Below are 26,209 nucleotides of genomic sequence, written 5' to 3'. Positions count from 1 at the left end.
TGAGGGGAGCGGCCATGCGTCGTGGCGGACCTTCGGTGCTCGGAATCGTGCTGGCGGGCGGGGAAGGCAAGCGCCTGATGCCCCTGACCGCGGACCGTGCGAAACCAGCGGTCACCTTCGGCGGCACGTACCGCCTCGTCGACTTCGTTCTCTCCAACCTCGTCAACGCCGACATCCTGCGCATCTGCGTCCTCACCCAGTACAAGTCGCACTCCCTGGACCGCCACATCACCACCACCTGGCGGATGTCCAGCCTGCTCGGCAACTACGTCACCCCGGTCCCGGCCCAGCAGCGGCTCGGTCCGCGCTGGTACCTGGGCAGCGCGGACGCGATCCTGCAGTCCCTGAACCTGATCTACGACGAACGCCCCGAGTACGTCGCGGTGTTCGGCGCCGACCACGTGTACCGCATGGACCCGCGCCAGATGCTCACCCAGCACATCGAGTCCGGCGCGGGCGTGACGGTGGCGGGCATACGCGTGCCGCGCGGCGAGTCGTCGTCCTTCGGCGTGATCAGCCCCGGCTCGGACGGCCTGAGCGTGGATCGCTTCCTGGAGAAGCCCGCCGACCCGCCGGGCCTTCCGGACGACCCGGAGTGCGTGTTCGCCTCGATGGGCAACTACATCTTCACCACCAAGGCCCTCATCGAGGCACTCCAACGGGACGCGGAGGACCGGAACTCCGTGCACGACATGGGCGGTTCGATCCTGCCCCAGCTCACCGACCGGGGTGAGGCCCAGCTCTACGACTTCAGCGCCAACCACGTCCCCGGCGAGACCAACCGCGACCGGGGCTACTGGCGGGACGTCGGCACCCTGGACGCCTACTACGACGCCCACATGGACCTCATCGCCGAGCGCCCGGCCTTCAACCTCTACAACCGCAGCTGGCCCGTCTACACCCACTCCAACCAGCTCTCCCCGGCCCGCTTCAACGCGGGCGGCATGGCCAGCGAGTCCATCATCAGCGCCGGCTGCCTGATCCGCGGCCAGGTCACGCGGTCCGTGCTCTCGCCGGGCGTGGTGGTCGACCCGGGGGCGGTGGTGCAGGGGGCGGTGCTGCACGACAACGTGCGCATAGGGCGGGGCGCGGTGGTACGGGGCGCCGTACTCGACAAGAACGTCGAGGTTCCCCGGGCGCGACGATCGGCGTCAATCCGGAGCGGGACTCCGACCTGTACACCGTCTCCAAGGGTGGCGTGATCGCGCTGGGGAAGGGGCAACGGGTCCCTTGACGTGGTCCTCGCCGTCATCGACGACCGCGGCCGCTCCTGGACCCGGACCGTCGTACCCGGCCTGACCCGGTGCTCGGGCGGCACGGACGACTACGTGGACGGTCCTGCCGTGACCTTCGCGGGGACGGGGCGCTGCTGGTGACCGGCGGTCTCTTCATGGCCGACGGCTCGGCGAGCGCGGCTGTCCGCACGGTCGGACCACGACGGCAGGACCTGGACCCGCCCCACGGTCGTCGTCGAGGAGACGGACCCGGACCAGGGCGGACACGGCGGAGGTACGGCCGTGACCGACCCACACGGGCGAAGCCGGACGCAGCCCGGCCCGGCGGCGGTGTACGTGTCCGCCGCGCGGTGATCGAGGGTGGGGCGATCCATGACGCCTCCCGGGTGACACCGACAGGATGCCCGGTGGCGCTACCTGTGCTGAAGTGACCTCATATGCACCATGAGTCCCGCCCCTTTCGCGAGGGGCGGGACTTAATCTGCCGTTAACTGAGCGTAGCTTGATCGTACTTGACTGTAATCGCCAGAGGGCGATTGACTGCTGGTCCACCCCTTCGTCGACGCGAGGCAAGCCATTGACTTCTGACCTGCTCGCACCTCTCGACCTGGCGTTCTGGAACATCGAGTCCGCCGAACACCCCATGCACCTGGGCGCCCTCGGCGTCTTCACGGCGCACTCGCCCACCGCCGGCGCCCACGCGGCCGACCTGCTCGCCGCCCGCGCCGCCGCCGTGCCCGGACTGCGGATGCGGATCCGCGACGCATGGCAGCCGCAGGGCCTGCTGCGGCCGTTCTCCTTCGGAGGCGCCACCCGCGAGCAAGCCCCCGACTTCGACCCGCTCGACCACGTCCGGCTGCACGCCCCCACCGGCGACTTCCAGGCGGTCGCGGGCCGGCTGATGGAGCGCCCGCTGGAGCGCGAGCGGCCCCCGTGGGAGGCGCACGTGCTGCCCGGCGAGGACGGCGTGTCGTTCGCGGTGCTGTTCAAGTTCCACCACGCCCTCGCCGACGGACTGCGGGCGCTGACCCTCGCCGCCGCCATTCTGGACCCCATGGACATGCCCGCACGCAAGCCGCGACCCGAGGCGCCCCGCAGCGGCCGCGTTCCGGATGTGCGCAAGCTGCCGGGGCTGGTGCGCGGCGCCCTGTCCGACGTGGGGCGCGCCCTCGACATCGGTGCCTCCGTCGCCGTGTCGACGCTGGCGATGCGCTCATCGGGCGCCCTGACCGCCGAGCCGAGCGGCACCCGCCGCACCGCCGGGGTCGTCGTCGACATCGACGACGTGCACGTGGTCCGCAAGGCCGTCGGCGGCACCGTCAACGACGTCCTGATCGCCGTCGTCGCAGGCGCCCTGCGCCGCTGGCTCGACGAACGCGGCGACGGCAGCGAGGGCGTCGCGCCCCGCGCCCTGATCCCCGTCTCCAGGCGCCGCCCGCGCACCGCGCACCCTCAGGGCAACCGGCTCTCCGGCTACTTGATACGGCTCCCCGTCGACGACCCCGACCCGCTGCGCCGCCTCGGCACGGTCCGCGCCGCCATGGACCGCAACAAGGACCTCGGCCCCAACCGGGGCGCGGGCGCCGTCGCCCTGCTCGCCGACCACGTACCGGCACTCGGCCACCGGCTCGGCGGACCGCTGGCCGGCCAGGCCGCCCGGCTCTGGTTCGACATCCTCGTCACCAGCGTGCCGCTGCCCGGGATCGCCCTCAAGCTCGGCGGTCACCCCGTCACCGAGGTCTATCCCCTCGCCCCGCTGGCCCGCGGCCAGTCCCTGGCGATCGCGATCTCGACGTACCGCGGACGCGTCCACTACGGCCTCGTCGCCGACGCCGAGGCCGTACCGGACCTCGACGTGCTCGCCAGGGCCGTGTCCGAGGAGGTGCAGTCGCTGATCACCGCCTGCGCTCCCTGAGCCCGGCATCCGCGGGCCCGCTTCGCCGGATTTTGGAGGACCGGCCCGGCGCTCCGTAGACTTCCCCGTTCGAAAGCGGGCGCGGTCGGCGCGCCGCTCGGGTGATCAGGGAAACGGCAGCGCGATGACGGTGACAGAGGAAGGCCCGGCGACTACGGACGAGGTCGTGCACGAGCCCGGTGACCAGGTCGTGTACGGCCCCGGCATCGACCCGGAGCGGCTCGCCGTGTGCCTGAGCGTGCTGGACGAGCTCGACGGGCTGGAGGTCGACCACCCCGACGCGATCGCCGTGCGCCGGGCCACCGCCGGCGTCTACCGCACCGTCAAGCAGCGCCGCCGCCAGGAGCGCCGGGCCGCCAAGACCGCCCACGACACGGCGGTCACGGAGGCCACGGCGACCGGCTCCGCCCAGCGGATCGACGACGAGACCGAGGGCCTGCTGCCGTCGTCGGCGACACAGGAGGGCCGGATCGCGGGGATACTCCAGCGCCCGCGCTCCTGCTACACCTGCAAGGCCCGGTACGTGGAAGTCGACTACTTCTACCACCAGCTCTGTCCGGACTGCGCCGCCCTGAACCGCACCAAGCGCGACGTCCGCGCCGACCTCACCGGCAAGCGCGCCCTGCTCACCGGCGGCCGCGCCAAGATCGGCATGTACATCGCGCTCAGGCTGCTGAGGGACGGTGCCCACACGACGATCACCACGCGCTTCCCCAAGGACGCCATCCGCCGCTTCAAGGCCATGGACGACTCCGCGGAGTGGATGCACCGTCTGGAGGTCGTCGGCATCGACCTGCGCGACCCGGCCCAGGCCGTCGCCCTCGCCGACCAGGTCGCCGAGGCGGGCCCGCTCGACATCCTCGTCAACAACGCGACGCAGACCGTACGCCGACTGCCCTCCGCCTACGCCGCGCTCGTCGACGGCGAAAGCGCCCCGCTGCCCGCCGGGGAACTGCCCGCCCACCACGTCATCGGCGCCTTCGGGTCCGGCGCGGTCGACGGACTGGCCTCCCTGCCCGCCGGAATCTCCGGCATGGACGCGCAGCAGGTCGCCGACCTCGCCCTGGTCGCGGGCAACGCCAGCGTCGCCCGGCACCTCGACGGCACCGCCATCGACGCGGGCGGCCTGGTCCCCGACGTCGTGGACAGCAACACCTGGGTGCAGACCATCGAGCAGATCTCCCCGGTGGAGCTCCTCGAGACCCAGCTGTGCAACTACACGGCGCCGTTCATCCTGATCAGCAAGCTCCGGCCGGCCATGGCGGACGCGGCGAAGAAGGCGACGAGCGGCCGCGCCTACGTCGTGAACGTCTCCGCGATGGAGGGTGTCTTCGGGCGCGGCTACAAGGGTGCGGGGCACCCGAACACGAACGCCGCCAAGGCCGCCATGAACATGGTCACGCGGACCAGCGCGCAGGAGATGTTCCAGAGCGACGGCATCCTCATGACCTCGGTCGACACCGGGTGGATCACCGACGAGCGCCCGCACTTCGACAAGCTCCGCCTCGCCGAGGAGGGCTTCCACGCACCGCTCGACCTGGTCGACGGCGCGGCCCAGGTCTACGACCCGGTCGTGCGGGGTGAGGCGGGCGAGGACGTGTACGGGGTCTTCCTGAAGGACTACGCGCCCGGCAAGTGGTGAGCGGCCACGGGGGCCGGCCGGCGTGCTGCTCGTACCTGCGTGCCGCCGTCCACCAGTAGGTCGGCTCCCGTTATCCACTGTGCCGCGTCCGACGCCAGCCACAGCACCGCCCGTGCGACGTCGTCAGGCTCTCCGATGCGGCCCAGGGGCAGCCCGCTTGCGATCTCCTGCTCTCCTGGTTCCCACACGAACCGCGCCATCTCGGTCCGTACGAGGCCGGGGGAGACGGAGTTCACCCGCACCCTCGGGCCCAGCTCGCCCGCGAGCTGCTGGGTGAGGTGCAGGAGCGCCGCCTTGCTGGTGCCGTAGGCCCCGACGCCGGGTCCCACGTGCCCGGCGCCCTCCGTGCAGATGTTGATCACCGACCCGCCGTGCTCCCGCATCCAGGCCCGCCACGCGCACTGCACCAACCGGAGCGCGGCCTCGACGTTCACCGTGAAGGCCTCGCGCCAGGCGTCCGGGTCGGCGTCCATGAGCGGCCCGTACGGCTGGTTGGTCGCCGCGTTGTTGACGAGGATGTCCAGCCGGCCGAACTCGCGCAGAGTGGCCCGCGTGACCTCCCGCAGGTGCGCGGGGTCAGCCACGCTCCCGGCCAGCCCGATGCCGCCCAGCTCGGCAGCCGTCCTGCGCACCTCGTCCGGGTCCCGCGCGGTCACGCAGACCCGCGCTCCGGCCGCGGCCAGTTGCCGGGCGACGGCCAGTCCGATGCCCCGCGTGCCGCCGGTGACCATGGCGGCCCTGCCCTCGAGACCCTGCGACGACGTCATCGCCGTACGGTCTCATGACGGGGCGTCAGTCAACAGCTCCGAGCGGCGAGTGCCGCGCCGCCACCAGTTCCAGCACCGTGCGCCAGTCCTCCAGGACCCCGGCATCGAACTCGGCGCTGCGGCCCTCCTCGTCGGCCTGGCGCAGGCGCACCAGGTCGTCGTCGGTGGAGTCGAAGGCCCGGCACTGGTTGCGGACCAGGCGGGAGACCCGTTCGCCGAGGAGAGGCCGCACCGCGTCGGCGGCGCAGTCGAAGTGGCGGGTCACGTCGGCAGGGCCCAGCAGCGGGCCGATGGCATGAACGAGCCCCGCGACCTGGAGTTCCTTGTCGGCGGGGCGTGCGCGGCGCAGCAGTGCGGCTGTCTGCAGCGCGTGTTGGTGGAGATCGACTCGGATGCTCCCGAGGCCCGGGGTGTCCCGGGTGCCCCGGCAGGCGTACAGCAGATCCATCAGCTCTTCGACACTGCGCAGCTCCATGCGTCAGTCCTCCCGCCGGACAAGCCGTTGCCGTACGTCAGCAGATCATGGCCGCCTTGCGATTCGGCCAACGGGACTTGAACTGCGTGGCGTGCTCGGGGCGGGGCCGGGCAGCGCGGTGGTGCTGAGCCGAACGAGTGACTTGTAAACCGGGCATTTCTCATCAACTCATGATTAAGTCGGCAGGCGAAAACCGGTCGACTCCGGATAGTTACAGCTTGTTTGCAGCCCCATCGAGCGGGTACCCGCTCATTTGGTTAATCTGTAGCGGACGGACAGCACTACAGGGTCCCAACCCACACCCATGGTCCGTCCCGGGACAAGCCGGTGCACAACGGCCTGCTCTCAGCACCAGTTACCGGCGCCACCGCTGCCGAGCCGACTTTGAGTATGACCCGAGCGGGCGTCAGGTACCGGACCGCAGACTGGGCCGGCCCGCCCCGAGGGTGATCCGACACATAAGGAGTGCGCGGTGACACCTGAGAAGACGAATCGCGAGCAGCGCCCCAAGGAACGCACGGAGCGCGCGGGCCGCCGGTCGAACGAGATCGGCAGTCTCGATGTGTGGGCCAGGTCCGCCCCCATCCGCCTGGCGGGCTACGAGGACGACCTCGCGGAGCCCCACATCCTGCCCAGCGTCGACTGACGTCCGACGTCGACTGAAGGGGCAGAACCCTTCGCGATCGCCGACTGCATGGGCGTGCGAGACTCGCGCCCATGCTGATCAGAGAAGCCGCGGCCGACGACTGGCCGCGGATTTGGTCTTTCTGGCACCGGATCGTGGCTGCCGGTGAGACCTATGCGTGGGATCCGGAGACTTCCGAGGAGGACGCCCGGGCCCTGTGGATGAACCCGGCCAAACGCGTCTACGTCGTCGAGGACGACGCCGGAGCGGTCGTCGCCTCCGCCTACGTCACCCCCAACTATGGTGGCCCTGCCGCCCGTATCGCCAACGCCGGCTTCATGGTCGACCCCGATCAGGGCGGCCGTGGCATCGGCCGCCTGCTCGCCGAGCACATCCTGGCCGCGGCCAAGGCCGACGGGTACCGGGGCATGGTCTTCAACGCGGTCGTCGAGACCAACCCGGCCGTACGCCTGTGGACCTCTCTCGGCTTCACGATTCTCGGAACGGTCCCGGACGCGTTCGACCATCCCCGGCATGGCCGGGTCGGGCTGCACATCATGTACAAGGCGCTTTAGCCAGAGGGTAGAGCATTGTCCCTGTTTGCCTAAAAGCTTTAGGCGCGTGCATACTCGCTTATGGCAAGCGAGGGGATGGTTATGGCACGCGTGGGGCTGACCACGGAACGTCTGGTCCGGGCAGGTGCGGAGCTCGCCGACGAGGCCGGCTTCGAGCAGGTCACCGCGTCGGAGCTGGCCCGGCGGTTCGACGTCAAGGTCGCGAGCCTGTACTCGCATGTGAGGAACTCACAGGACCTCAGGACGCGGATCGCCCTGTTCGCGCTGGAGGAACTGGCGGACCGGGCCGCCGACGCCATCGCGGGGCGGGCCGGCAAGGACGCCCTGGTCGCCTTCGCGAACGTCTACCGCGACTACGAGCGCGAGCACCCCGGCCGCTCCGCCGCCGCCCGGATGCGGCTCGACCCCGAGACGGCCGCCGCCGGCGCGGGCGTCCGGCACGCACAGATGACCCGGGCGATCCTGCGCGGCTACGACCTGACGGAACCCGACGCGACACACGCCGTACGGCTGCTGGGCAGCGTCTTCCACGGCTACTCCAGCCTGGAGGCGGCGGGCGGCTTCAGCCACAGCGCTCCTGACTCCGAGGAGACCTGGACCCGGATCCTCGACGCCCTCGACGCCCTGCTGCGCAACTGGCCCACCGGGCCCACCCCCTGATCGACAGGCCGAGGACACAGGCCCGGAACAAGGACGCTGAGGACATGGACACCCCGCACGACCGGATCACCACGCCCGTCACCGCCGATCTCCTGCGCGGCGCCCTCGACGTCGAGCACACCGAGCACGGCGTGCTGCCGCACCGGCTGCCCGCGTGGGCGCGCGCCCAGAACACCGACGAGCAGCTGGCCATGGCAGAGTCACAGCCCTCCGGCGTCCGGCTGGTCTTCCGCACCCGTGCCACCGCCGTCGAACTGGACGCGCTGCGCACCAAGCGCAGCTACGTGGGCGCCCCGCCCCGCCCGGACGGCGTGTACGACCTGATCGTCGACGGCCGCCCCGCCGGGCAGGGCAGCGTGACCGGGGGCAACGTCGTGACCGTCGACATGATGGCCGGGACCACTGAGGCCCGGCCGGGCCCGGCCGGCACCGTCCGCTTCGCCGGGCTGTCCGACGGCGACAAGGACGTCGAGATCTGGCTTCCGCACAACGAGACCACCGAACTGATCGCCCTGCGCACCGACGCCCCCGTCGAGCCCGCGCGCGACCCGGGCCGCAAGGTCTGGCTGCACCACGGCAGTTCGATCAGCCACGGCTCCGACGCGGCGAGCCCCACCGGTATCTGGCCCGTGCTCGCCGCCACCCTCGGCGGCGTGGAGCTGATCAACCTGGGCCTGGCCGGCAGCGCCCTGCTCGACCCGTTCACCGCCCGCGCCATGCGGGACACCCCGGCCGACCTGATCAGCCTGAAGATCGGTATCAACCTGGTCAACATGGACCTGATGCGGCTGCGCGCCTTCGGCCCCGCGGTCCACGGCTTCCTCGACACCATCCGTGAAGGGCACCCGACGACACCGCTGCTGGTCGTGTCGCCGATCCTGTGCCCGATCCACGAGGACACGCCGGGCCCCTGCGCCCCCGACTTCAGCGGTCTCAGCCGAGGCCAACTGAAGTTCGTGGCGATGGGCGACCCGGCGGAACGCGCGAGCGGCAAGCTGACGCTGGGCGTGATCCGCGACGAGCTGTCCCGCATCGTGAAGCAGCGAGCGGCCGACGATCCGAACCTGCACCACCTCGACGGCCGCGACCTCTACGGCGAGGCCGACGCCGCCGAGCTGCCCCTGCCTGACGACCTCCACCCCGACGCCACCACCCACCGCCGCATCGGCGAGCGCTTCGCGCAGCGGGCATTCACCGGCGACGGGCCCTTCGCGGCGGCGGCCTCACAGGGTGGCGCCGAATAGCCGTCCGACCCTCCCTCGATGCACGACCTGCTCGATACACGATCCATTCGATACACGATCTACTCGATACACGACCTAGTCGAGCGGCGCCGTCCGTTGCCAAGGGCGCAGCTCCTGGATCCGCTCCGCCAGCGCCAGCAGCTCCGCCTCCGCTCCGGGACGCCCGACCAGCTGTATGGCACAGGGGGCGCCGGAGGGCAGGGTGCCGAACGGGATCGCCATCGCGGGCCAGCCGGTGAGGTTCCACGGAGGGGTCAGCGGCGAGTAGTTGGTGTTGGCCATGATGTTGCGCAGCCAGCCCCGCTCGTGCCAGGGCTCGGACTTGGGGGAGCGGCGGGCGAGGGCCGGGGTGAGCAGCACGTCGTACTCGGCGAAGAACGGCTCCAGCCGGCGGCGCAGCTGCTCCCGGCTCTCGCCGGCCCGCACCCGGTCCACGAAGCGCTTGCCGACAGCGGCGTGGACCCGGGTCCGGCGGGTGAGCTGCCGTGGGTCGAGACCCTGCGCGTCCACCGCCGTTCCCGCCGTCCAGTGGGTCAGGGAAGTGACTCCGAGCGACAGGGGGTACGGCGGGTCGGCGCGTCGTACCTGGTGACCCGCCTTGATCAGCAGCCCGGCGGCCTCGCGGGCGGCGGTCGCGTACGGCTTGCCGATGGTGACCCCGGCGAGCGGGCTGCGCAGGGACACGGCGATCCTGTGCGTGCCGGGCGCCGCCGGGCCCGCGACCTCGGTGTCCGCGAGGACCGTCAGCATCAGGCGCGCGTCCTCGACCGTCGTGGCCAGCGGGCCGTTCTCCGACATGCCGAACCAGTCGCCGTCGCTGACGCCGGCCGGTACCACTCCGGTGCCGGGCTTGATGGTGACCAGGCCGCAGTTGGCCGCCGGTATGCGCAGGGAGCCCATCCCGTCGTTGCCGAGGGCGATCGGCACCATGCCCGCGGCGACCGCGGCCGCGCTGCCGCCGGACGACCCGCCCGCCGTGCGCGAGGTGTCCCACGGGTTGCGGGCGGTGCCGTGCACGCCCTCCGTGGTGCCGAAGACACACAGCTCCGGCACGTTCGTCAGCCCCACGACCACCGCGCCGGCGGCCCGCAGCCGGGCCACGGTGACGTGGTCGTCGTCGGCCGGGGTGTCCGGCGTCGCCGCGGAGCCGATGCGCTTGGACTCGCCGCGCACCGCGAGGTTGTCCTTGACGGCCACCGGCACGCCCGCCAGGGGCAGTTCGGCGAGGTCGGCGCGCGAGCCCACCTCGTCGGCCTCGGCGAGCGCCGCCTGGGCCCGGACCACCCGGAAGGCGCCGACGCGGCCGTCCAGCCGCTCGATACGGGCCAGATGCTCGGCCACCACCTCACGGGGCGTGGCCTGCTTCTCGCGTACGGCGGCGGCGATCTCGGCGGCGGTCCGGCCGACCCAGTTGGTCACGGGCGCTCCTCGGGGCTTACTCGCGAGTATGTAGGAGAACTCTGCCCGGCGGCAGGCCCGGCGTCGAGAGGTCGCCGGGCTTGGATATTCGGGACGGTCTTCTTGGACTTTTCACAGCACCCCTCCTCGAGGCCACGCCGCTGACCTGCGCATCATCCGATCAATCAGCCAATCCGGCGCCAGTCACATCCCATTGACAGCCTCTGGGGCCCGCCCAATCATCAGACATCCGATGAATGGGGGTGCCTCATGAGGAGACGCTGGCGATCGTTCAGTGTCCTCGCGGCGCTGATGCTGTTGCTCGCGGCCCCGGCGCCGGCGCTCGCGGAGGACGACCGGGGGACGCCGGTCACGGTGCCGGCCCTGGCCGACTGGACGCCGGCATCCGGCAGTTACCTGTACGGGCGCTCCCCCCGCCTGGTGGCCGACAGCGCGGGCGAACGGCGGGTCGCCGGCACCCTGGCCGACGACCTCGACGACGCCGGCCACGGCAGGGTTCCCGTGGTGCACGGCGGCGCCCGGCCCGGTGACATCGTTATCGACGTCGCGCCCGCCCGGACCTCCCTCGGCACGGAGGGCTATCAACTCCGCGCGGACAAGCGGCTCTCCGTCACTGCGGCGACCGAGACCGGCGCCTTCTACGGCACCCGCACCGTCCTCCAGCTCCTCGCCCAGGGCGACCGGATCCCGGGCGGCCGCACGGTCGACGTACCGCGCTACAAGGAGCGGGGCGTCGGCGTCTGTGCCTGCTATATCAACATCTCGATGCCCTGGCTGGAGAACCTGGTCCGCGAGATGGCGTACCACAAGCTCAACCAGCTGCTCCTCGAACTGAAGGTGAAGAGCGAGGCGCACCCCGAGGCCAACACCTGGGGCTACTACACCAAGGACGAGATACGCCGCCTGGTCGCTCTCGGCAAGCGGTACCACGTCGAGATCATCCCCGAGATCAACTCCCCGGGGCACATGGACCCGTGGATCGAGAACCGCCCGGATCTCCAGCTCACCGACTCCGACGGCAACAAGCAGCCCTCGCGTCTCGACATCACCCGGCCGGAGGCCTTCGCCTACTACACCAGCCTGATCGACGAGTACGCCGAGGTCTTCCCCGCGACTTCCTGGCACATGGGGGCCGACGAGTACATGCTCGGCTCCGACTTCGCCAAGTACCCCCAGATCCTGAAGTACGCGCAGGACAAGTACGGCCCGGACGCCACACCCCAGGACGCGTTCATCGACTTCGTCAACCGTGTCCACACCTACGCGGCGGACAAGGGCAGGAAGCTGCGCATCTGGAACGACGGGCTCACCGGCGCCAACACCGTCCCGGTGACCGCCGGCACGACGGTCGAGCACTGGCTGAACGTGGCGGTGAAGCCGAGCCGACTCCTCGATCAGGGCTATCCGTTGATGAACGCGGCGTACGCCCTCTACCTGGTCCGCGGCGGCTTCCACAGCGACACCGAGGGGCTGTACGACCAGAGCTGGGACCCGCGCAGCTTCGAGGGGAGAAGCTGGCCTCCAGCGACGGGATCACCGGCGCGAAGATCAGCCTGTGGCCCGACAACGGCCGCGGCGAGACCGAGAACGAGGTCGCCGCCGCCCTGTGGCCCGCGCTGCGGCACATCGCCCAGGCAACGTGGGGCGAACCGCATCCCGACGTCACCTACGCCGGGTTCACCGCGCGCGGCACGGCCATCGGGCACGCGCCGGGGTGGCGGGACCTGACGCGGGTGCCGGTCGCGGACGGGTCGTACACCTTCCGGACGCCCGGTCGGTCCTTCGCCGCCGAGGTGAAGCGCACCACCGACGGCTACGTGACCCTGCGGACCGCGAAGGGCTGCCTGGAGGTGCGCGGCGGGAAACTCACGCTCAACGTGCCGCTGCAGCCCGGACTGGAGGCGGCGCCCCAAGTCTGCGATGCGCAAAGCACCCTCCAGCGCTGGCAGTTGGAACCCGTAGCGGGTGGCTACCGGCTCGTCAGCGCCATCACGCGGATGGTGCTGAGTGTGGCGGGGGACAGTCGGCTCGCGCAGTACCCGCCGGACCAGGGCACGCCCGCCGTCTGGCACCTGACCTGAGGACCCGACCTGAGGACCCGACCCGAGGAGCCGTCCCATGGCCGTTTCCCGACGCGTCTTCGTCGCGACAGCCGCGGTGCTCGCCGCGACCGGCGCGACAAGACCCGCCCTCGCGGCACCCGCCGCCGCTGCAACCGACGCCCGCTACCGCATACCCGTCAGCCCCGACGACACCGAGGCCGACCTGGTCCGCAAGGCTTCCCAAGTCCGTCCCACGGCACGGCAGATCGCCTGGCAGCGGCTGGAGCGCACCGCGTTCCTGCACTTCGGAGTGAACACCTTCACCGGTCTGGAGTGGGGCACCGGCGACGAGGACCCGGACGTGTTCCAGCCGGCCGGCCTCGACACCGACCAGTGGGCCCGCGCCCTGCGCGACGGCGGCTTCCGGCTCGCCATCCTCACCGTCAAGCACCACGACGGCTTCGTGCTCTACCCGTCCCGCTACACCGGCCACTCGGTGGCGTCGAGCAGTTGGCGTGAGGGCCGGGGTGACGTGCTGCGTTCCTTCGCCGACTCCATGCGCCGGTACGGCATCAAGGTCGGCGTCTACATCTCACCGGCGGACGAGAACCAGTACCTCCACGGCGTGTACGCCAACGGCAGCGCGCGTACCGACCACAGCATCCCGACCGCCGTCGAGGCCGACGACCGCACCCCGGCGGCGTCACGCACGTACACCCTCCCCGCCACCGACTACGGCGCCCACATGCTCAACCAGCTCTACGAGGTCCTCACCGAGTACGGCCCCATCGACGAGGTCTGGTTCGACGGGGCGCAGGGCCGCATCCCGCCGGACAAGGTGGAGAAGTACGACTGGGACAGCTGGTACGGCCTCGTCCGCTCGCTCGCGCCCGACGCCGCCGTCGCCGTGTCCGGCCCGGACGTGCGGTGGGTCGGCAACGAGGGCGGGCTGGCCCGGGAGGACGAGTGGAGCGTCGTACCGGTGCAGGAGAAGGACTACGGCCGGACGGACTACGCCCTCGCGTACGACGCCCCCGACATGGGCAGCCGTGCGGCACTGCTCCAGGCCCGGCCCGTCGCCGACCACCTCCAGTGGTGGCCGGCCGAGTGTGACGTCTCCATCCGGGACGGCTGGTTCTACCACGCCGACCAACAGCCCAAGGGTGTCGAGCAGTTGACGGACATCTACTTCCGGTCCGTGGGCCGCAACTCGGTGCTCCTGCTCAACATCCCGCCGGACACAGAAGGCCTTCTGCCTGCCGCTGACGTGGCACGGCTACGGGAGTTCCGCGAACGCGTGGACCGTGAGCTGCCGGACGACCTGGCGCGCGACGGCCGTACCACCGCGTCTCCGGGGCGGGTCACCGTCGACCTCGGCCGCGAGCGGGAAGTGGACCGGATCCGACTGGCCGAGGACATCCGGCACGGGCAGCAGGTGGAGAGCTTCGTCGTCGAGGCGCAGCGGGACGGTGCCTGGACGGAGGTGACCCGGGCCGGGGCGATCGGCGCGAGCCGGATCCTGCTGCTGGCGGCTCCGGTGCGGGCGCGGCGGTGGCGGGTCCGGGTGACCGGCTCGCGGGCCGCGGTGCGGATCGTGGAGTTCGGGCTGTACCGGTCGCGGGTGAAGAAATTCGGTTGACCGGGGCGGGGCCGTACGGGCTGGATGGAGTACATGGCCGACATTCAGGGCACGTACGACGACCTGTTCACCGCCGTGCCGAACGCGCTGGCCGCGACGCTGGACGCGGGGGACGCGGGCGGCTCCGTCGCGGTCTTCGTGGACGGTGAGCCGGTCGTGGACGTCTGGGGCGGCTTCGCGGACGCCGAGCGGACCGTCCCGTGGGAGCGCGACACGATCGTCAACGTCTGGTCGGTGACCAAGACGATGACGGCCCTGTGCGCCCTCGTCCTGGCCGACCGCGGCGAACTCGACCCGGACGCACCGGTCTCCCGCTACTGGCCCCAGTTCGCGGCGGCGGGCAAGGAGAAGGTGCTGGTACGGCACCTGCTCTCGCACACCGCCGGTCTGCCCGACTGGGACGGGCCGGTCGAGGAGCTCTACGACTGGCCCGCCGCCACGGCACGGCTCGCCGCGCGGGCCCCGCGATGGGAGCCGGGCACGGCGGCCGGGTATCACTCGCTCACCCAGGGATTCCTCGTCGGCGAGGTCGTGCGGCGGATCACCGGCCGCAGCGTGGGCGAGTTCCTCGCCGAGGAGGTCACCGGGCCGCTGGGCGCGGACTTCCACATCGGACTTGCCGCCGAGCACGACCATCGGGTCGCGCGCACGATCCCGCCGACGGGGCAGGGCGAGGACTACGCGGCCAGTGCCCCCGCCAACCCCTCGGGCTCCGAGGCGGGCAACGGCGTCCGCGTCCGCGACGGCAACAGTCTGGCCTGGCGCCGCGCCCAGATCCCCGCGGCCAGCGGCTTCGGCAACGCCCGTTCGGTCGCGTTGGTCCAGTCGCTGCTGGCATGCGGGGGAGAGGCGAACGGGGTACGGCTGCTGTCCCGGACCGGCAGCGACCGCGCGCGGGAGGAACAGTTCGCCGGCGACGACCGCGTCCTCGGCATGCCGATGCGGTGGGGCCTGGGCTACGGCCTGTTCGGCAGCGCATTCGGCTGGGGCGGCTGGGGCGGTTCCCTGGTGATGATCGAGCCCGACAGCCGGATGGTGGTGGCGTACGTGACGCAGCAGATGCGCGAGCCGACGGAGGACACACGGGGGCTGGAGATCGTCACGGCTGCCTATGAGGGGCTGCAGGGGCTGGGCGGCTAGGGCGGTCACGCCCGCGCACCACCCCCGTACTCCCCCGCTCCACCAACCGCGGCACCGGCACCCGCACCGCTCGTGCCGACCCCCGTCCAGCAGAGCGGTGAGTTCACGCGCCGCCGTGCGGCCGAACTCCACGCTGTCCCGGGAGAGCGCGGACAGCCACGGCTTGACGATGCGGCACAGCGCCGAGTCCTCCCAGGACACCACCGAGACGTCCGCGGGCACTGCGAAGCCGAGTTCGGCGGCCGCGGCGGCGCCCGCCACCGCCATCACGTCGTTGTCGTAGATCAGCGCGGTCGGGGAGCCGGGTCCTCCAGCACCCGGCGGGTGACCGCCGCGCCCTCGGCGTCGGAGTAGTCGGTGGTCACCGACTTCACCTCGGTCAGACCACGCCGCCCGGCCTCGGCGCGCAGGGTGCGGATGCGGCGCTCGGTGTGGGCGAGGCCCGGCAGGCCGGCGATGTGCACGATCCGCCGGTGACCGAGGGCGTACAGGCCGTCCACGACCGAGGCCATCGCGCCCGCGTCGTCGGCCCAGACGGTCGACAGGCCCGGGTGACGGTCGTCGGGGGCGCCGCCGATCACCACGGCGGGCAGGCCGAGTTCGTCGAGGAGGTCGGGGCGGGGATCGTCGGTGCGCGGGTCGACGACGAGGACGCCGTCCACCCGGTGCTCGGCCCACCAGCGGCGGTACACCGCGCACTCGTCGGCGACGTCCTCCACCACCTGGAACAGCAGCCCGAGATGCCGCTCCGCCAGCACCTCCTGGATGCCCGAGACGAGTTGGAGGAAGAACGAGTCCACTCCCAACGTGTCGGCCGGACGCGCCAGCACGAAGCCGACCGTCGCCGCGCCCTCCCCGGACAGCGCCCTGGCTGCCGTACTGGGCCGCCAGCCCAGCTCCTCGGCGACCTGCCGGACCCGGTCGCGGGTCTCCTCCGAGACTCCGGGCCTGCCGTTCAGCGCGAAGGAGACCGCGCTCTGCGAGACCCCCGCGTGCCGCGCTATGTCCTTCATCGTCGGCCGACGGGCCGGTGACCGCTTGCCTGACATGGCGATTCCCCATTCCGCCGACACATTCCCACGGCTCATTCCCGGAGCAGTATGCACTAATGCGGTTCAGGTCCGTGGCCTAATACGGTTCAGCTCGGTGATCCTAATGCGCATTAGTCACTAATGAAATTAGCTCCGCAAGAGCCATTGACGGGCCCGTGGAGCGGCGTGCAGGGTCTGCCTCGTCGACTAACCCGCCCGCAAAGGAGGACGGTTCACGGTGCCCGTTTCCCGTAGTCCCCGCAGAGCCCTCGCCGCCGTTTTCGCCGCCTGTGTCGTCCTGCCGCTCAGTGCCTGCGGCTCGTCAGGGGGCGACAGCGGCGCAGCCGACGCCTCCGGCAAGGTCGAGGGCGACATCACCTTCCAGACCTGGAACCTCCGCGCCAACTTCAAGCCCTACTTCGAGGGCCTGATCGCCGACTTCGAGAAGAAGTACCCCGGCACCGACGTGAAGTGGATCGACCAGCCCGCCGAGGGCTACGCCGACAAGATCAGCGCGGACGCCGCCGGCGGCACGCTCCCGGACGTCGTCAACGTCTCGCCGGACCTGGTCGCCCCGCTCGCCAAGGCGGGCCTCGCACTCGACCTCGACAAGGCGGCCTCCCAGTACAAGAAGGAGTATCTGGAGGGGGCCTGGGCCAGCCATCAGATACCGGGCACGACCGGCACGTACGCCTTCCCCTGGTACCTCAACACCGGCCCGCTCTTCTACAACAAGTCCCTCTTCAAGGAGGCCGGACTCGACGCCGAGCAGCCGCCGAAGACGTACGACGAGGTCTTCGACGCCGCCCTGAAGATGGCGGACGAGACCGACGGCAAGGTCGCCACCCTCGCGAACGTGCCCACCGTCGAGGACTTCGGCCGCTACGGCGTCGAGCTCATGAACAAGGAGGGCACCGCCTTCACGTTCAACGACGCCAAGGGAGTCGAACTCCTCACCAAGTACAAGGAGTTGTACGACGCCAAGGCCCTCGACCCGCAGGCGCTGACCGCCACCCCCGAGTCGTCCGGCAAGAAGTTCCTCACCGGAGCCGTCGCCATGAACCCCGGCAGCGCCCTGGACCTCGGCAACTTCAAGAAGCAGGCGCCGAACCTGTACAAGAACATCGGCATCACGGACCAGATCACCAGCACCGGCCACGTGAACATGTACGTGATGGGCGTGATGGTCAACGCGCAGACGAAGCGTGCGCCCGCCGCGGTCGCCTTCGCCCACTACGTCACCGACGCCGCGCACCAGATGTCGTTCGCCAAGCAGGTCGCGATCTTCCCCAGCACCGCAGGCTCCCTCGACGACCCGTACTTCACCAAGGAGGACGGCACCGACGAGACGCGTGTGCGGGTCGCCGCCGCCAAGTCGCTGAAGAACGCGGTCAACTACACGCCCGTGCTGTTCAGCGAGCAGATGAAGACCGAGCTGCGCAACGAGGTCGCCAAGGCCCTGCAGGGCAAGGAGAGCCCCAAGGAAGCTCTTGACAACGCTGTCGAGGCCTGTAACCGGCTCCTTCAGCAGCAGGGCTGAGCCGTCATGGCGAGCTCGGCTGTCCCCCGTGTCTCCCGGGTGCGGCGCCAACTGCCCATCAGCCCCTGGCTGTTCGCCGCCCCGGGCCTGCTGGTCATCGGCGCCTTCATCCTGTACCCGTTCGTCTCCACGCTGGTCAACGCCTTCACCGACCGCCGCACGCTGATCCCGGGCGAGTTCGTGGGCCTCGCCAACTTCCGCGAGCTGCTCGGCGACGACATGTTCTGGATCGGCCTGCGCAACAGCACGCTCTACGTGGTCGGCGTCGTCCCCGCCCTCGTCGTCCTGCCGCTGCTGCTCGCGCTGCTCGTGCAGAAGAACATCCCCGGCATCACCTTCTTCCGGTCCGCCTTCTACACGCCGGTCGTCGCCTCGATCGTCGTAGTCGGACTGATCTGGGTGTGGCTGCTCGACGAGCGGGGGCTGGTGAACTCGCTCCTGGAGACGATCGGCGTCGGCCGGGTCGGCTTCCTCAGCGACCAGTGGCTGCTCCTGCTGAGCGCGATGGCCGTGACGGTCTGGAAGGGCCTCGGCTACTACATGATCATTTATCTGGCCGCGCTCGCGAACGTGCCCCGCGAACTGCACGAGGCGGCGGCCGTGGACGGTGCCGGAGCGGTCCGCCGCTTCCTCACGGTCACCGTGCCCGCCGTCCGCTCCACCATGGTTCTGGTCGGGGCCCTGTCGTCGGTCGCCGCGTTCAAGGTGTTCTCCGAGGTGTACCTGATGGCCGGCCCGAGCGGTGGCCCGGCGGGCGAGGACACCACCCTCGTGATGCTCGTCCAGCGCACCGGCACCGGCCTGACCGGCCGCGTCGGCTACGCCTCCGCCATCTCGGTCGTCGTCTTCGTCGTCACCGTCGCCCTGATGCTCCTTGTGCTGCGCGCGGACCGGAGGGACGAATCATGAGCGTCCTGGAGAAGGTACGGCCCGCGGCGAAGGCGAAGGTCAAGCCGTCGGCCGGCGCTCGCGAACCCCGCGTCACCGACGAGCACGGCCGCCGCGTCCGCGTATGGGAGCTCGCCCTGCGCTACCTGCTGCTGCTCGGCGTGCTCGCCCTCACCGTCGGCCCGTTCCTCTGGCAGCTGTCGACCTCGCTCAAGGGCCCCACCGAGGACATCTTCAGCTCCCCGCCGAAGTTCCTGCCGGGCGATCCCACCCTGCACAACTACGAGCGCGTCGCCGAGACCATCCCCGTCTGGGACTACGCCCTCAACTCGCTGAAGGTCGCCACCGCCAACGTCGTGACCAACTGCGTCGGCGCGGCACTCGCCGGTTACGCCCTCGCCCGGCTGCGCTACCGGGGCCGCCGCGCGGCCACGCTCGCGTTCATCCTCGCGATGCTCGTGCCCGTGGAGGGCATCATCATCGCCCAGTTCACAACTATGCGGGAGCTCGGCCTCAACAACACCCTCATCGGCGTCGTCCTGCCCGGCTGCATCAGCGCCCTGAACGTCCTGCTGATGCGCAACGCCTTCCTCAACCTGCCGTACGAGATCGAGGAAGCGGCCTACGTCGACGGCGCCAACGTCTGGCAGCGGTTCCTGCGCATCGCCGTACCGTCGGTGAAGGGGACCCTTGCCGTCGTCGCGATCTTCGCCTTCATGGGCGCCTGGGACGACTTCCTGTGGCCGCTCATCGTGCTGAGCGACCCGTCCAAGTTCACGCTGACCATCGGGCTCAACTATCTGCACGGCACCTTCGCCAACGACGAACGCCTCGTCGCCGCGGGCACGATCATCGCCGTGGCGCCGCTGATCGCCCTCTTCGCCTGTCTCCAGCGGTACTTCTTCCGCGGTGTCGGGGAGGGCGCCGTCAAGGGCTGACCGTCAGGGCCGAAGTCCCGTACCTCCGTCGCACCTCCGTCACAAGGACACGCATGCCTTCTGCCGTGCGCTTCGGCGTCAACTACACCCCAAGCGTCGGGTGGTTCCACCACTGGCTCGACTTCGACCTCGACTCCGTACGCGCCGACCTCGACTCCATCGCCGCGCTGGGTCTCGACCACGTCCGGGTGTTCCCGCTGTGGCCGTACTTCCAGCCGAACCGCACCCTGATCCGTGGCCGCGCCGTCGACCAGCTGGTCCAGCTCGTCGACGCCGCCGCCGAACGCGGCCTCGACGTCAACGTGGACGGCCTGCAAGGGCACTTGAGCAGCTTCGACTTCCTGCCTGCCTGGACCCGGACCTGGCACCGCCGGAACCTCTTCACCGACTCGGACGTCCTCGACGGCCAGGCCGCCTACCTGCGCACCCTCGCCGCAGCCCTCGACGACCGCCCCAACTTCCTCGGCATGACCCTCGGCAACGAGGTCAACCAGTTCTCGGCGGGCCCGCACCCCGACCCCGACCGGGCGACCGAGGACGAGATCGACCGCTGGCTCACGCGCATGCTCGCCGCCTGCGAGGAGGGCGCCCCCGGGCGGCTGCACCTGCACGCCGAGTACGACGCCACCTGGTACCAGGACGACCAGCCGTTCACGCCCGCTCAGGCCGCCCGGCACGGCGCCGTCACGGCCGTGCACTCCTGGGTCTTCAACGGCACCGCCCAGCGCCACGGCCGTACCTCCGTCCCGACCGAGCACCACGCCGCGTACCTCGTCGAGCTGAGCAAGGCCTGGGCCGGCGACGCGTGCCGTCCCGTGTGGCTCCAGGAGGTCGGCGCGCCCGCGCCCCTCGTCCCGCCCGAGCACGCCGCCGCCTTCACCGAGGCGACCGTCGCGAACGCCCTGGACTGTCCCGACCTGTGGGGCATCACCTGGTGGTGCTCCCACGACGTGTCCCGAGAACTGGCCGACTTCCCCGGGCTCGAATACGGGCTCGGGCTGCTGACCAACGACCGGAAACCGAAGGACGCGGCCCGGGTGCTGGAGCGGGCGGCCCAGGAGGCGCCACGGCCGCCCGAGCCGCGTACGACGGCGCTGATCGTCCCCGCCGATCCGTCCACCCGCTCACTCTGCGCGCCGGGCGGCACTGTCTTCGATGCCTATTTCCGGCTGGTCGCCGACGGCGTCCGCCCCACCACCGTCCTCGACGTGCGTGCCGCCGACCAGGAACACCTCATGGCGCGCGACATCACCGAGGTCGTCGCTCCCGATCAGGTACTCCCCACCCCACAAGGAGGCACCCGCTCGTGAAACCCACCAGACGCACCGTCCTCATCGCCGCCGCCACGGCCGCGATGCTCCCCTCGTCACCGGCGGTGGCAGCACCGAGGCCCAAAGCCGCCGCGCTCCAGCCGTACGCCTCCTACTGGTACCCGGACTCGCTGCCCTCCGGCACCCCGGGCACCGGCATCACCTGGCGCAGCCTGAAGTCCTGGCGCCCGGCGGACGATCCGGACCTCGCCTTCAACGCGGCGACCGTCCCGCTCGCCCCGCGCTTCACGCCGACGCCGGTGAACCCGACCGCCCGCGACGGCCAGGCCCGTATCCAGTCCCTGGTGTCCTTCGGCCCCACCGCGGGCAATCCCTCGCAGGGCGCGGCCACCGCCGACTACTACGCCCTCACCCACTGGGCCTACGTCGACGAACTGGTCTTCTGGGGCGGCTCGTCGGGGGAGGGGCTGATCCTCGCCCCGAACGCGCCGATCGTCGACGCCGCCCACCGGCACGGGGTGCCCGTGCTCGGCAACATCTTCCTGCCGCCCGTCGCCTACGGCGGGCAGCTGCAGTGGACCCGTGACCTGGTGCAGAAGGACGCGGCCGGGCGGTATCCGCTGGCCGAACGGCTGGTCGCGGTCGCGGACGCGTACGGGTTCGACGGGTGGTTCGTCAATGCCGAGACCAGCGGCGGGAACACCGCGCTGGGTTCGGCGATGCTGGGCTTCATGCGCGAGCTGAAGACGCTTGCCAAGGCCAAGGGCCAGCGCGTGACCTGGTACGACTCGATGACCGTGAACGGGTCCGTGAGCTGGCAGGGCGCCCTCAACTCCCAGAATGAGGCGTTCTTCCAGGCCGCCGACGACATGTTCGTCGACTTCCGGTGGACGGCGGCGAAGCTGACCTCGTCCGGAGAGCGCGCCGGTCAACTGGGCCGCAGCCGGTACGAGTTGTGGGCGGGCGTCGATGTCGAGTCGAACGGCTGGAACTCGTCCGTGAACTGGGACGCGATGGTGCCCCGCGACAAGGCGCACGTGGTGTCGGTCGGCTTCTACCGGCCCGAGTGGACACGCAACCACCTGCCCGCGGACGGCAGGGGGCCGGAAGCGTTCCACGCCGCCGACGACCGGTTCTGGACCGGGCGTTCACTGGACCCGTCCCGGCCGGACGGCACAGACGCCTGGCGGGCACCGGCCGTGTCGGTCGCCGACCGGTCCACGGTCACGGCGGTCCCCTTCGCCAGCGTGTTCAACACCGGGCACGGGCTGCGCTGGTACGAGCACGGGAAGGTGACGTCGGACAAGCCGTGGAACCATCTGGGCCTCCAGGACCGGCTGCCGTCCCGGCGCTGGGTCGTGCACACCGACGGACAGCACCCCGCTGTGACTCTTGACTTCGAGGACGCGTGGCGTGGCGGGAGCAGTGTGCTCGTCGACGGTGAACTGGACGAGCCGGCGGTCGTGGACGTGTACGCGACCCGCCTGCCGATCACGGCCGACACGGTGGTCGAGCTGACGCACCGGACCGATGCGGGCAGTGTGAAGGTCGAGTTGGCCGTGGCCACGGCCGAGCCGAGCAGTCCGGGCGCGACACCGCCGTACACGTACTTCCCCGTGAACTCGGGCAGCACATGGCAGACCTCGACCGTACGGCTCACCGGCCTGACCGGCACCGCGCACGCGATCGGCGTCCGGCTCACCGCGACGGGCGGGGCCGTGAAGTGGCGGCTGGGCGGCATCGCGGTGAGGGAGGCCGTCACCACGCCGGCGGCGCCGACCGGCTTCCGGATCACCGCAGCGTCCGGCGGAGACCTGCGCCTCGCCTGGAACCCCGGCTCCGGCGACGTACGCCACCACACCCTGCACCGCGTCCTGGCCGACGGCTCCCGGCGCTTCCTCGGCGGCACCTGTCAGCCGGCCTACTTCATCGCCGGGCTGCAACCCGAACAGGGGGAGCAGACCGCACGGTTGGACCTGCGTGCCGTAGGGGAGCTCTACACATCGTCGGCCCCCGTGACCGTGACGCACACCTGGTAACCGCCCTCACCCTTGGAGCACCCCGCATGCATGATGACCGCAGCCTGGTCGAAGCCCGCCTCAAGCGCGTCCTCGACGAGCGCATCCGACCCGCCGTGTACCCCGAGTCCGTGCCGCTGGACGTCGCGGTGTGGCATGCGCCCGGCGAGCCGGTGCCGGTCGCCGAGGGACTCGCGGCCGAACCCGAGCCGATCGAGGTCGGGGCGCGGTGGGGTGCTCCCTGGGGCACCAGCTGGTTCCGGGTCACCGGGACCGTGCCCGAAGAGTGGGCCGGGAAGACCGTCGAGGCACTGCTCGACCTCGGGTTCGACGAGAACATGCCCGGCTTCCAGTGCGAGGGCCTCGTCTACCGGCCCGACGGCACCCCGGTGAAGGGCCTCAACCCGCGCAACCAGTGGGTGCGCATCGGCGCGCCCGTCAAGGGCGGGGAGCAGGTGCGGCTGCACATCGAGGCGGCCTCCAACCCGGTCATCCTCGACTACCACCCCTTCCTGCCCACGCAGTTGGGCGACAAGGACACCGCCGGCAGCGAACCGCAGTACACGCTCACCCGCATGGACCTGGCCGTCCTCGACGAGAACGTCTGGCAGCTGGTCATCGACCTCGAGGTGCTCGGCGAGCTGATGGCCGAGCTGCCGGTGGAGTCGGCGCGCCGCTGGGACATCCTGCGGGCGGTGGACCAGGCCCTCGACTCGATCGACCTCCAGGACGTGGGCGGCACGGCGGCGCGGGCGCGGGAACGGCTGGCCGGTGTCCTGGCCACGCCCGCCGTGCCGTCCGCCCACCGCATCAGCGCCGTCGGGCACGCGCACATCGACTCGGCATGGCTGTGGCCGCTGCGCGAGACCGTGCGCAAGGTGGCCCGTACGACGTCCAACATGACCGCGCTGATCGAGGACGAGCCCGACTTCGTCTTCGCCATGTCGCAGGCCCAGCAGTGGGCTTGGGTCAAGGAGCACCGGCCCGAGGTGTGGGCGCGGGTGAAGAAGGCGGTGGCGGACGGGCGGTTCGTGCCGGCCGGCGGTATGTGGGTGGAGTCGGACACCAACATGCCCGGCTCGGAGGCGATGGCCCGGCAGTTCGTGCACGGCAAGCGGTTCTTCCTGGACGAGTTCGGAGTCGAGAACGACGAGGCGTGGCTGCCGGACACGTTCGGCTTCGCCGCCGGACTGCCGCAGATCATCAAGGCCGCGGGCTCCAAGTGGCTGCTGACCCAGAAGATCTCCTGGTCACAGACCAACAAGTTCCCACATCACACCTTCCAGTGGGAGGGCATCGACGGCACCCGGATCTTCACCCACTTCCCGCCCGTCGACACCTACAACTGCTCCATGAAGGGCAGCGAGATCGCCCACGCGGGCCGCAACTTCAAGGACAAGGGCGTCGCCCGGCACTCCCTCGCCCCGACGGGCTGGGGCGACGGAGGCGGCGGCACCACCCGCGAGATGATCGCGAAGGCGGCGCGGCTGCGGGACCTCGAAGGCTCGGCGACCGTGGTCTGGGAGACCCCGGCGGCGTTCTTCGAGAAGGCCGAGGCCGAGTACGCGAACCCACCGGTCTGGGTCGGCGAGCTCTACCTCGAACTCCACCGCGCCACACTCACCAGCCAGGCCAGGACCAAGCAGGGCAACCGCCGCAGCGAACACCTGTTGCGCGAGGCGGAACTGTGGGCCGCGACGGCAGCCGTGCGGACCGGATTCCCCTATCCGTACGAGGAGCTGGACCGCATCTGGAAGACGGTGCTGTTGCACCAGTTCCACGACATCCTGCCCGGCTCGTCCATCGCGTGGGTGCACCGGGAGGCACGCGCGACGTACGAGCGCCTCGCGGGCGAGCTGACCGCGATCATCGAGTCGGCCCAGCGCGCCCTGGCGGGCGAGGGCGAGACCGAGCTCGTCTTCAACTCCGCCCCGCACCCGCGCGAGGGCGTACCGGCGGGCGGCGCACGCCCCCCGGCGACCGAGGGCCGCACGGCGCTCGCGCCCCGCCCGGACGGCGGATACGTCCTCGACAACGGCCTGCTGCGCGTGGAGATCGACGCACGGGGCCTGGTCGTGTCGGCGTACGACATCGACGCCGACCGCGAGACGATCGCGCCCGGCGCAGCCGCGGGCCTCCTCCAGCTCCACCCCGACTTCCCGAACATGTGGGACGCCTGGGACGTCGACGAGTTCTACCGCAACACCGTCACCGATCTGACCGGCTTGGACGAGATCGCCCCCGAGGGGGAGGGCGTGCGCATCGTGCGGTCCTTCGGTGACTCCCGCGTCACCCAACTGCTCTCCCTCGCGCCCGGGGAGCGGCGGCTGGTGGTGGACACCGAGGTGGACTGGCACGAGACGGAGAAGTTCCTGAAGCTCGCCTTCCCGCTCGACGTGCACGCCGAAAGGTACGCGTCCGAGACCCAGTTCGGGCACTTCCACCGGCCCACGCACACCAACACCTCCTGGGAGACGGCCAAGTTCGAGGCCTGCAACCACCGGTTCGTGCACCTGGAGGAGCCGGGCTGGGGCGTCGCCGTCGTCAACGATTCGACCTACGGCCACGACGTGACCCGCACGGTCCGCACCGAGGGCGACCAGGGCACGACCACCACGGTCCGGGTGTCCCTCCTGCGCGCCCCGCGCTTCCCGGACCCCGAGACCGACCAGGGCGTCCACCGCTTCCGGCACGCCCTGGTGCCGGGCGCGGGCATCGGGGACGCGGTGCGCGAGGGCTGGCGGGTCAACCTGCCGGAGCGGTCGGTGACCGGCGCGAGGGACGTGGCGCCGCTGGTGACGGTGGACCGGGACGCAGTCGTGGTCACGGCCGTCAAGCTGGCCGACGACGGCAGCGGAGATGTGGTGGTGCGGCTCCACGAGGCCCACGGCGGCCGGGTACGGGCCACGCTGACGGCGGACTTCGACGTCGCGGACGTCGCGGCGACGGACCTGCTGGAACGCCCGCTGCCTCAGACGCCGTCGTACGACGGCCGTCGCGTCGCCCTGCGGCTGCGGCCCTTCGAACTGGTGACGTTGCGGCTGCGGCGGACTGCGGTCCACTGACGGGTGAACGGCGGCGCGGCATCGCGTGGCGGGCTGCAACCGGCCTCAGAATCAAGGCGATTCGGCGTCCCATGTGCGCC

The 26,209-nt window shown here is 71.0% G+C and carries 18 protein-coding genes and 3 pseudogenes; 17 read left to right on the top strand and 4 right to left on the bottom strand.

Annotation, left to right across the window (positions count from 1 at the left end):
* Positions 1 to 14: 14 nt before the first annotated feature.
* The 4 genes and pseudogenes from glgC (at position 15) to OHO27_RS04940 (ending at position 4,792) form a co-directional block, all read left to right on the top strand.
* Positions 15 to 1,234, top strand: a pseudogene (gene glgC / locus OHO27_RS04955) (glucose-1-phosphate adenylyltransferase).
* A 1-nt stretch (position 1,235) separates the two neighbouring features.
* On the top strand, positions 1,236 to 1,376 hold the full coding sequence (locus OHO27_RS04950) for a hypothetical protein (RefSeq protein ID WP_328420651.1): 141 nt from the start codon (positions 1,236 to 1,238) through the stop codon (positions 1,374 to 1,376).
* Positions 1,377 to 1,812: 436 nt separating this feature from the next.
* A complete protein-coding gene (locus tag OHO27_RS04945; protein WP_328420649.1) occupies positions 1,813 to 3,150 on the top strand; it encodes a wax ester/triacylglycerol synthase family O-acyltransferase in 1,338 nt (445 codons plus the stop codon).
* 124 nt (positions 3,151 to 3,274) lie between these two features.
* On the top strand, positions 3,275 to 4,792 hold the full coding sequence (locus OHO27_RS04940; RefSeq protein WP_328420647.1) for an SDR family NAD(P)-dependent oxidoreductase: 1,518 nt from the start codon (positions 3,275 to 3,277) through the stop codon (positions 4,790 to 4,792).
* Here OHO27_RS04940 and OHO27_RS04935 read toward each other — a convergent pair.
* Positions 4,771 to 5,559, bottom strand: a complete 789-nt coding sequence (locus tag OHO27_RS04935) for an SDR family oxidoreductase (RefSeq protein WP_328420645.1) — start codon at positions 5,557 to 5,559, stop codon at positions 4,771 to 4,773. The two genes, OHO27_RS04940 and OHO27_RS04935, sit on opposite strands and share 22 nt — an antisense overlap.
* Positions 5,560 to 5,584: 25 nt before the next feature.
* Entirely contained in the window at positions 5,585 to 6,034 is a 450-nt protein-coding gene (locus tag OHO27_RS04930) for a hypothetical protein (RefSeq protein ID WP_328420643.1), read from the bottom strand.
* Positions 6,035 to 6,506: 472 nt separating this feature from the next.
* Here OHO27_RS04930 and OHO27_RS04925 point away from each other — a divergent pair, with 472 nt between their 5' ends.
* The 4 genes from OHO27_RS04925 to OHO27_RS04910 all read left to right on the top strand — a co-directional run bounded on the left by OHO27_RS04925 (position 6,507) and on the right by OHO27_RS04910 (position 9,138).
* Positions 6,507 to 6,680 (top strand): hypothetical protein, encoded by a 174-nt coding sequence (locus OHO27_RS04925; RefSeq protein ID WP_328420641.1) that lies wholly within the window; start codon positions 6,507 to 6,509, stop codon positions 6,678 to 6,680.
* A 71-nt stretch (positions 6,681 to 6,751) separates the two neighbouring features.
* Positions 6,752 to 7,234 (top strand): GNAT family N-acetyltransferase, encoded by a 483-nt coding sequence (locus tag OHO27_RS04920; RefSeq protein WP_328420639.1) that lies wholly within the window; start codon positions 6,752 to 6,754, stop codon positions 7,232 to 7,234.
* Positions 7,235 to 7,315: 81 nt separating this feature from the next.
* Positions 7,316 to 7,894, top strand: coding sequence for a TetR/AcrR family transcriptional regulator (locus tag OHO27_RS04915; protein WP_328420637.1), 579 nt, complete (start codon positions 7,316 to 7,318; stop codon positions 7,892 to 7,894).
* Positions 7,895 to 7,938: 44 nt separating this feature from the next.
* Positions 7,939 to 9,138: an SGNH/GDSL hydrolase family protein gene (locus tag OHO27_RS04910; RefSeq protein WP_328420635.1), complete on the top strand. Its 1,200-nt coding sequence runs from the start codon at positions 7,939 to 7,941 to the stop codon at positions 9,136 to 9,138.
* A gap of 75 nt (positions 9,139 to 9,213) precedes the next feature.
* Here the strand turns inward: OHO27_RS04910 and OHO27_RS04905 are convergent, their stop codons facing one another.
* A complete protein-coding gene (locus tag OHO27_RS04905) occupies positions 9,214 to 10,557 on the bottom strand; it encodes an amidase (RefSeq protein ID WP_328420633.1) in 1,344 nt (447 codons plus the stop codon).
* 249 nt (positions 10,558 to 10,806) lie between these two features.
* On the opposite strand from OHO27_RS04905, the pseudogene OHO27_RS04900 reads away from it, so the two are divergent.
* The 3 genes and pseudogenes from OHO27_RS04900 to OHO27_RS04890 all read left to right on the top strand — a co-directional run bounded on the left by OHO27_RS04900 (position 10,807) and on the right by OHO27_RS04890 (position 15,378).
* Positions 10,807 to 12,638, top strand: a pseudogene (locus OHO27_RS04900) (family 20 glycosylhydrolase).
* Between the two features lie 37 nt (positions 12,639 to 12,675).
* Positions 12,676 to 14,238 (top strand): alpha-L-fucosidase, encoded by a 1,563-nt coding sequence (locus tag OHO27_RS04895; protein WP_328420631.1) that lies wholly within the window; start codon positions 12,676 to 12,678, stop codon positions 14,236 to 14,238.
* A 33-nt stretch (positions 14,239 to 14,271) separates the two neighbouring features.
* Positions 14,272 to 15,378 (top strand): serine hydrolase domain-containing protein, encoded by a 1,107-nt coding sequence (locus tag OHO27_RS04890; RefSeq protein WP_328420629.1) that lies wholly within the window; start codon positions 14,272 to 14,274, stop codon positions 15,376 to 15,378.
* On the opposite strand, the pseudogene OHO27_RS04885 reads toward OHO27_RS04890, so the two are convergent.
* Positions 15,338 to 16,427, bottom strand: a pseudogene (locus tag OHO27_RS04885) (LacI family DNA-binding transcriptional regulator). The gene OHO27_RS04890 and the pseudogene OHO27_RS04885 sit on opposite strands and share 41 nt — an antisense overlap.
* 220 nt (positions 16,428 to 16,647) lie before the next feature.
* Between OHO27_RS04885 and OHO27_RS04880 the strand changes: the two are divergent.
* From OHO27_RS04880 to OHO27_RS04855, 6 genes are read left to right on the top strand one after another with little or no spacing between them, the layout of a single operon-like run.
* Positions 16,648 to 17,949 (top strand): ABC transporter substrate-binding protein, encoded by a 1,302-nt coding sequence (locus OHO27_RS04880; RefSeq protein WP_328420627.1) that lies wholly within the window; start codon positions 16,648 to 16,650, stop codon positions 17,947 to 17,949.
* A 6-nt stretch (positions 17,950 to 17,955) separates the two neighbouring features.
* Positions 17,956 to 18,858 carry a carbohydrate ABC transporter permease gene (locus tag OHO27_RS04875; RefSeq protein ID WP_328420625.1) on the top strand — a complete coding sequence of 301 codons (903 nt, stop codon included), beginning with the start codon at positions 17,956 to 17,958 and terminating at the stop codon, positions 18,856 to 18,858.
* On the top strand, positions 18,855 to 19,775 hold the full coding sequence (locus tag OHO27_RS04870) for a carbohydrate ABC transporter permease (protein WP_328420624.1): 921 nt from the start codon (positions 18,855 to 18,857) through the stop codon (positions 19,773 to 19,775). Before OHO27_RS04875 ends, OHO27_RS04870 begins: the two co-directional genes overlap by 4 nt.
* A 53-nt stretch (positions 19,776 to 19,828) precedes the next feature.
* Complete coding sequence (locus tag OHO27_RS04865; protein ID WP_328420623.1) at positions 19,829 to 21,085, top strand: glycoside hydrolase 5 family protein; 1,257 nt, start codon at positions 19,829 to 19,831, stop codon at positions 21,083 to 21,085.
* Positions 21,082 to 23,085 (top strand): endo-beta-N-acetylglucosaminidase, encoded by a 2,004-nt coding sequence (locus OHO27_RS04860; RefSeq protein ID WP_328420622.1) that lies wholly within the window; start codon positions 21,082 to 21,084, stop codon positions 23,083 to 23,085. Before OHO27_RS04865 ends, OHO27_RS04860 begins: the two co-directional genes overlap by 4 nt.
* A gap of 26 nt (positions 23,086 to 23,111) precedes the next feature.
* Positions 23,112 to 26,129: an alpha-mannosidase gene (locus OHO27_RS04855; RefSeq protein WP_328420621.1), complete on the top strand. Its 3,018-nt coding sequence runs from the start codon at positions 23,112 to 23,114 to the stop codon at positions 26,127 to 26,129.
* Positions 26,130 to 26,209 lie beyond the last annotated feature (80 nt).

It is taken from the genome of Streptomyces sp. NBC_00443 (assembly GCF_036014175.1).
GTDB lineage: Bacteria > Actinomycetota > Actinomycetes > Streptomycetales > Streptomycetaceae > Streptomyces.
The sequence above is the reverse complement of the archived record's forward strand: the minus strand, read 5'-3'. Positions and strand labels throughout refer to the sequence as shown.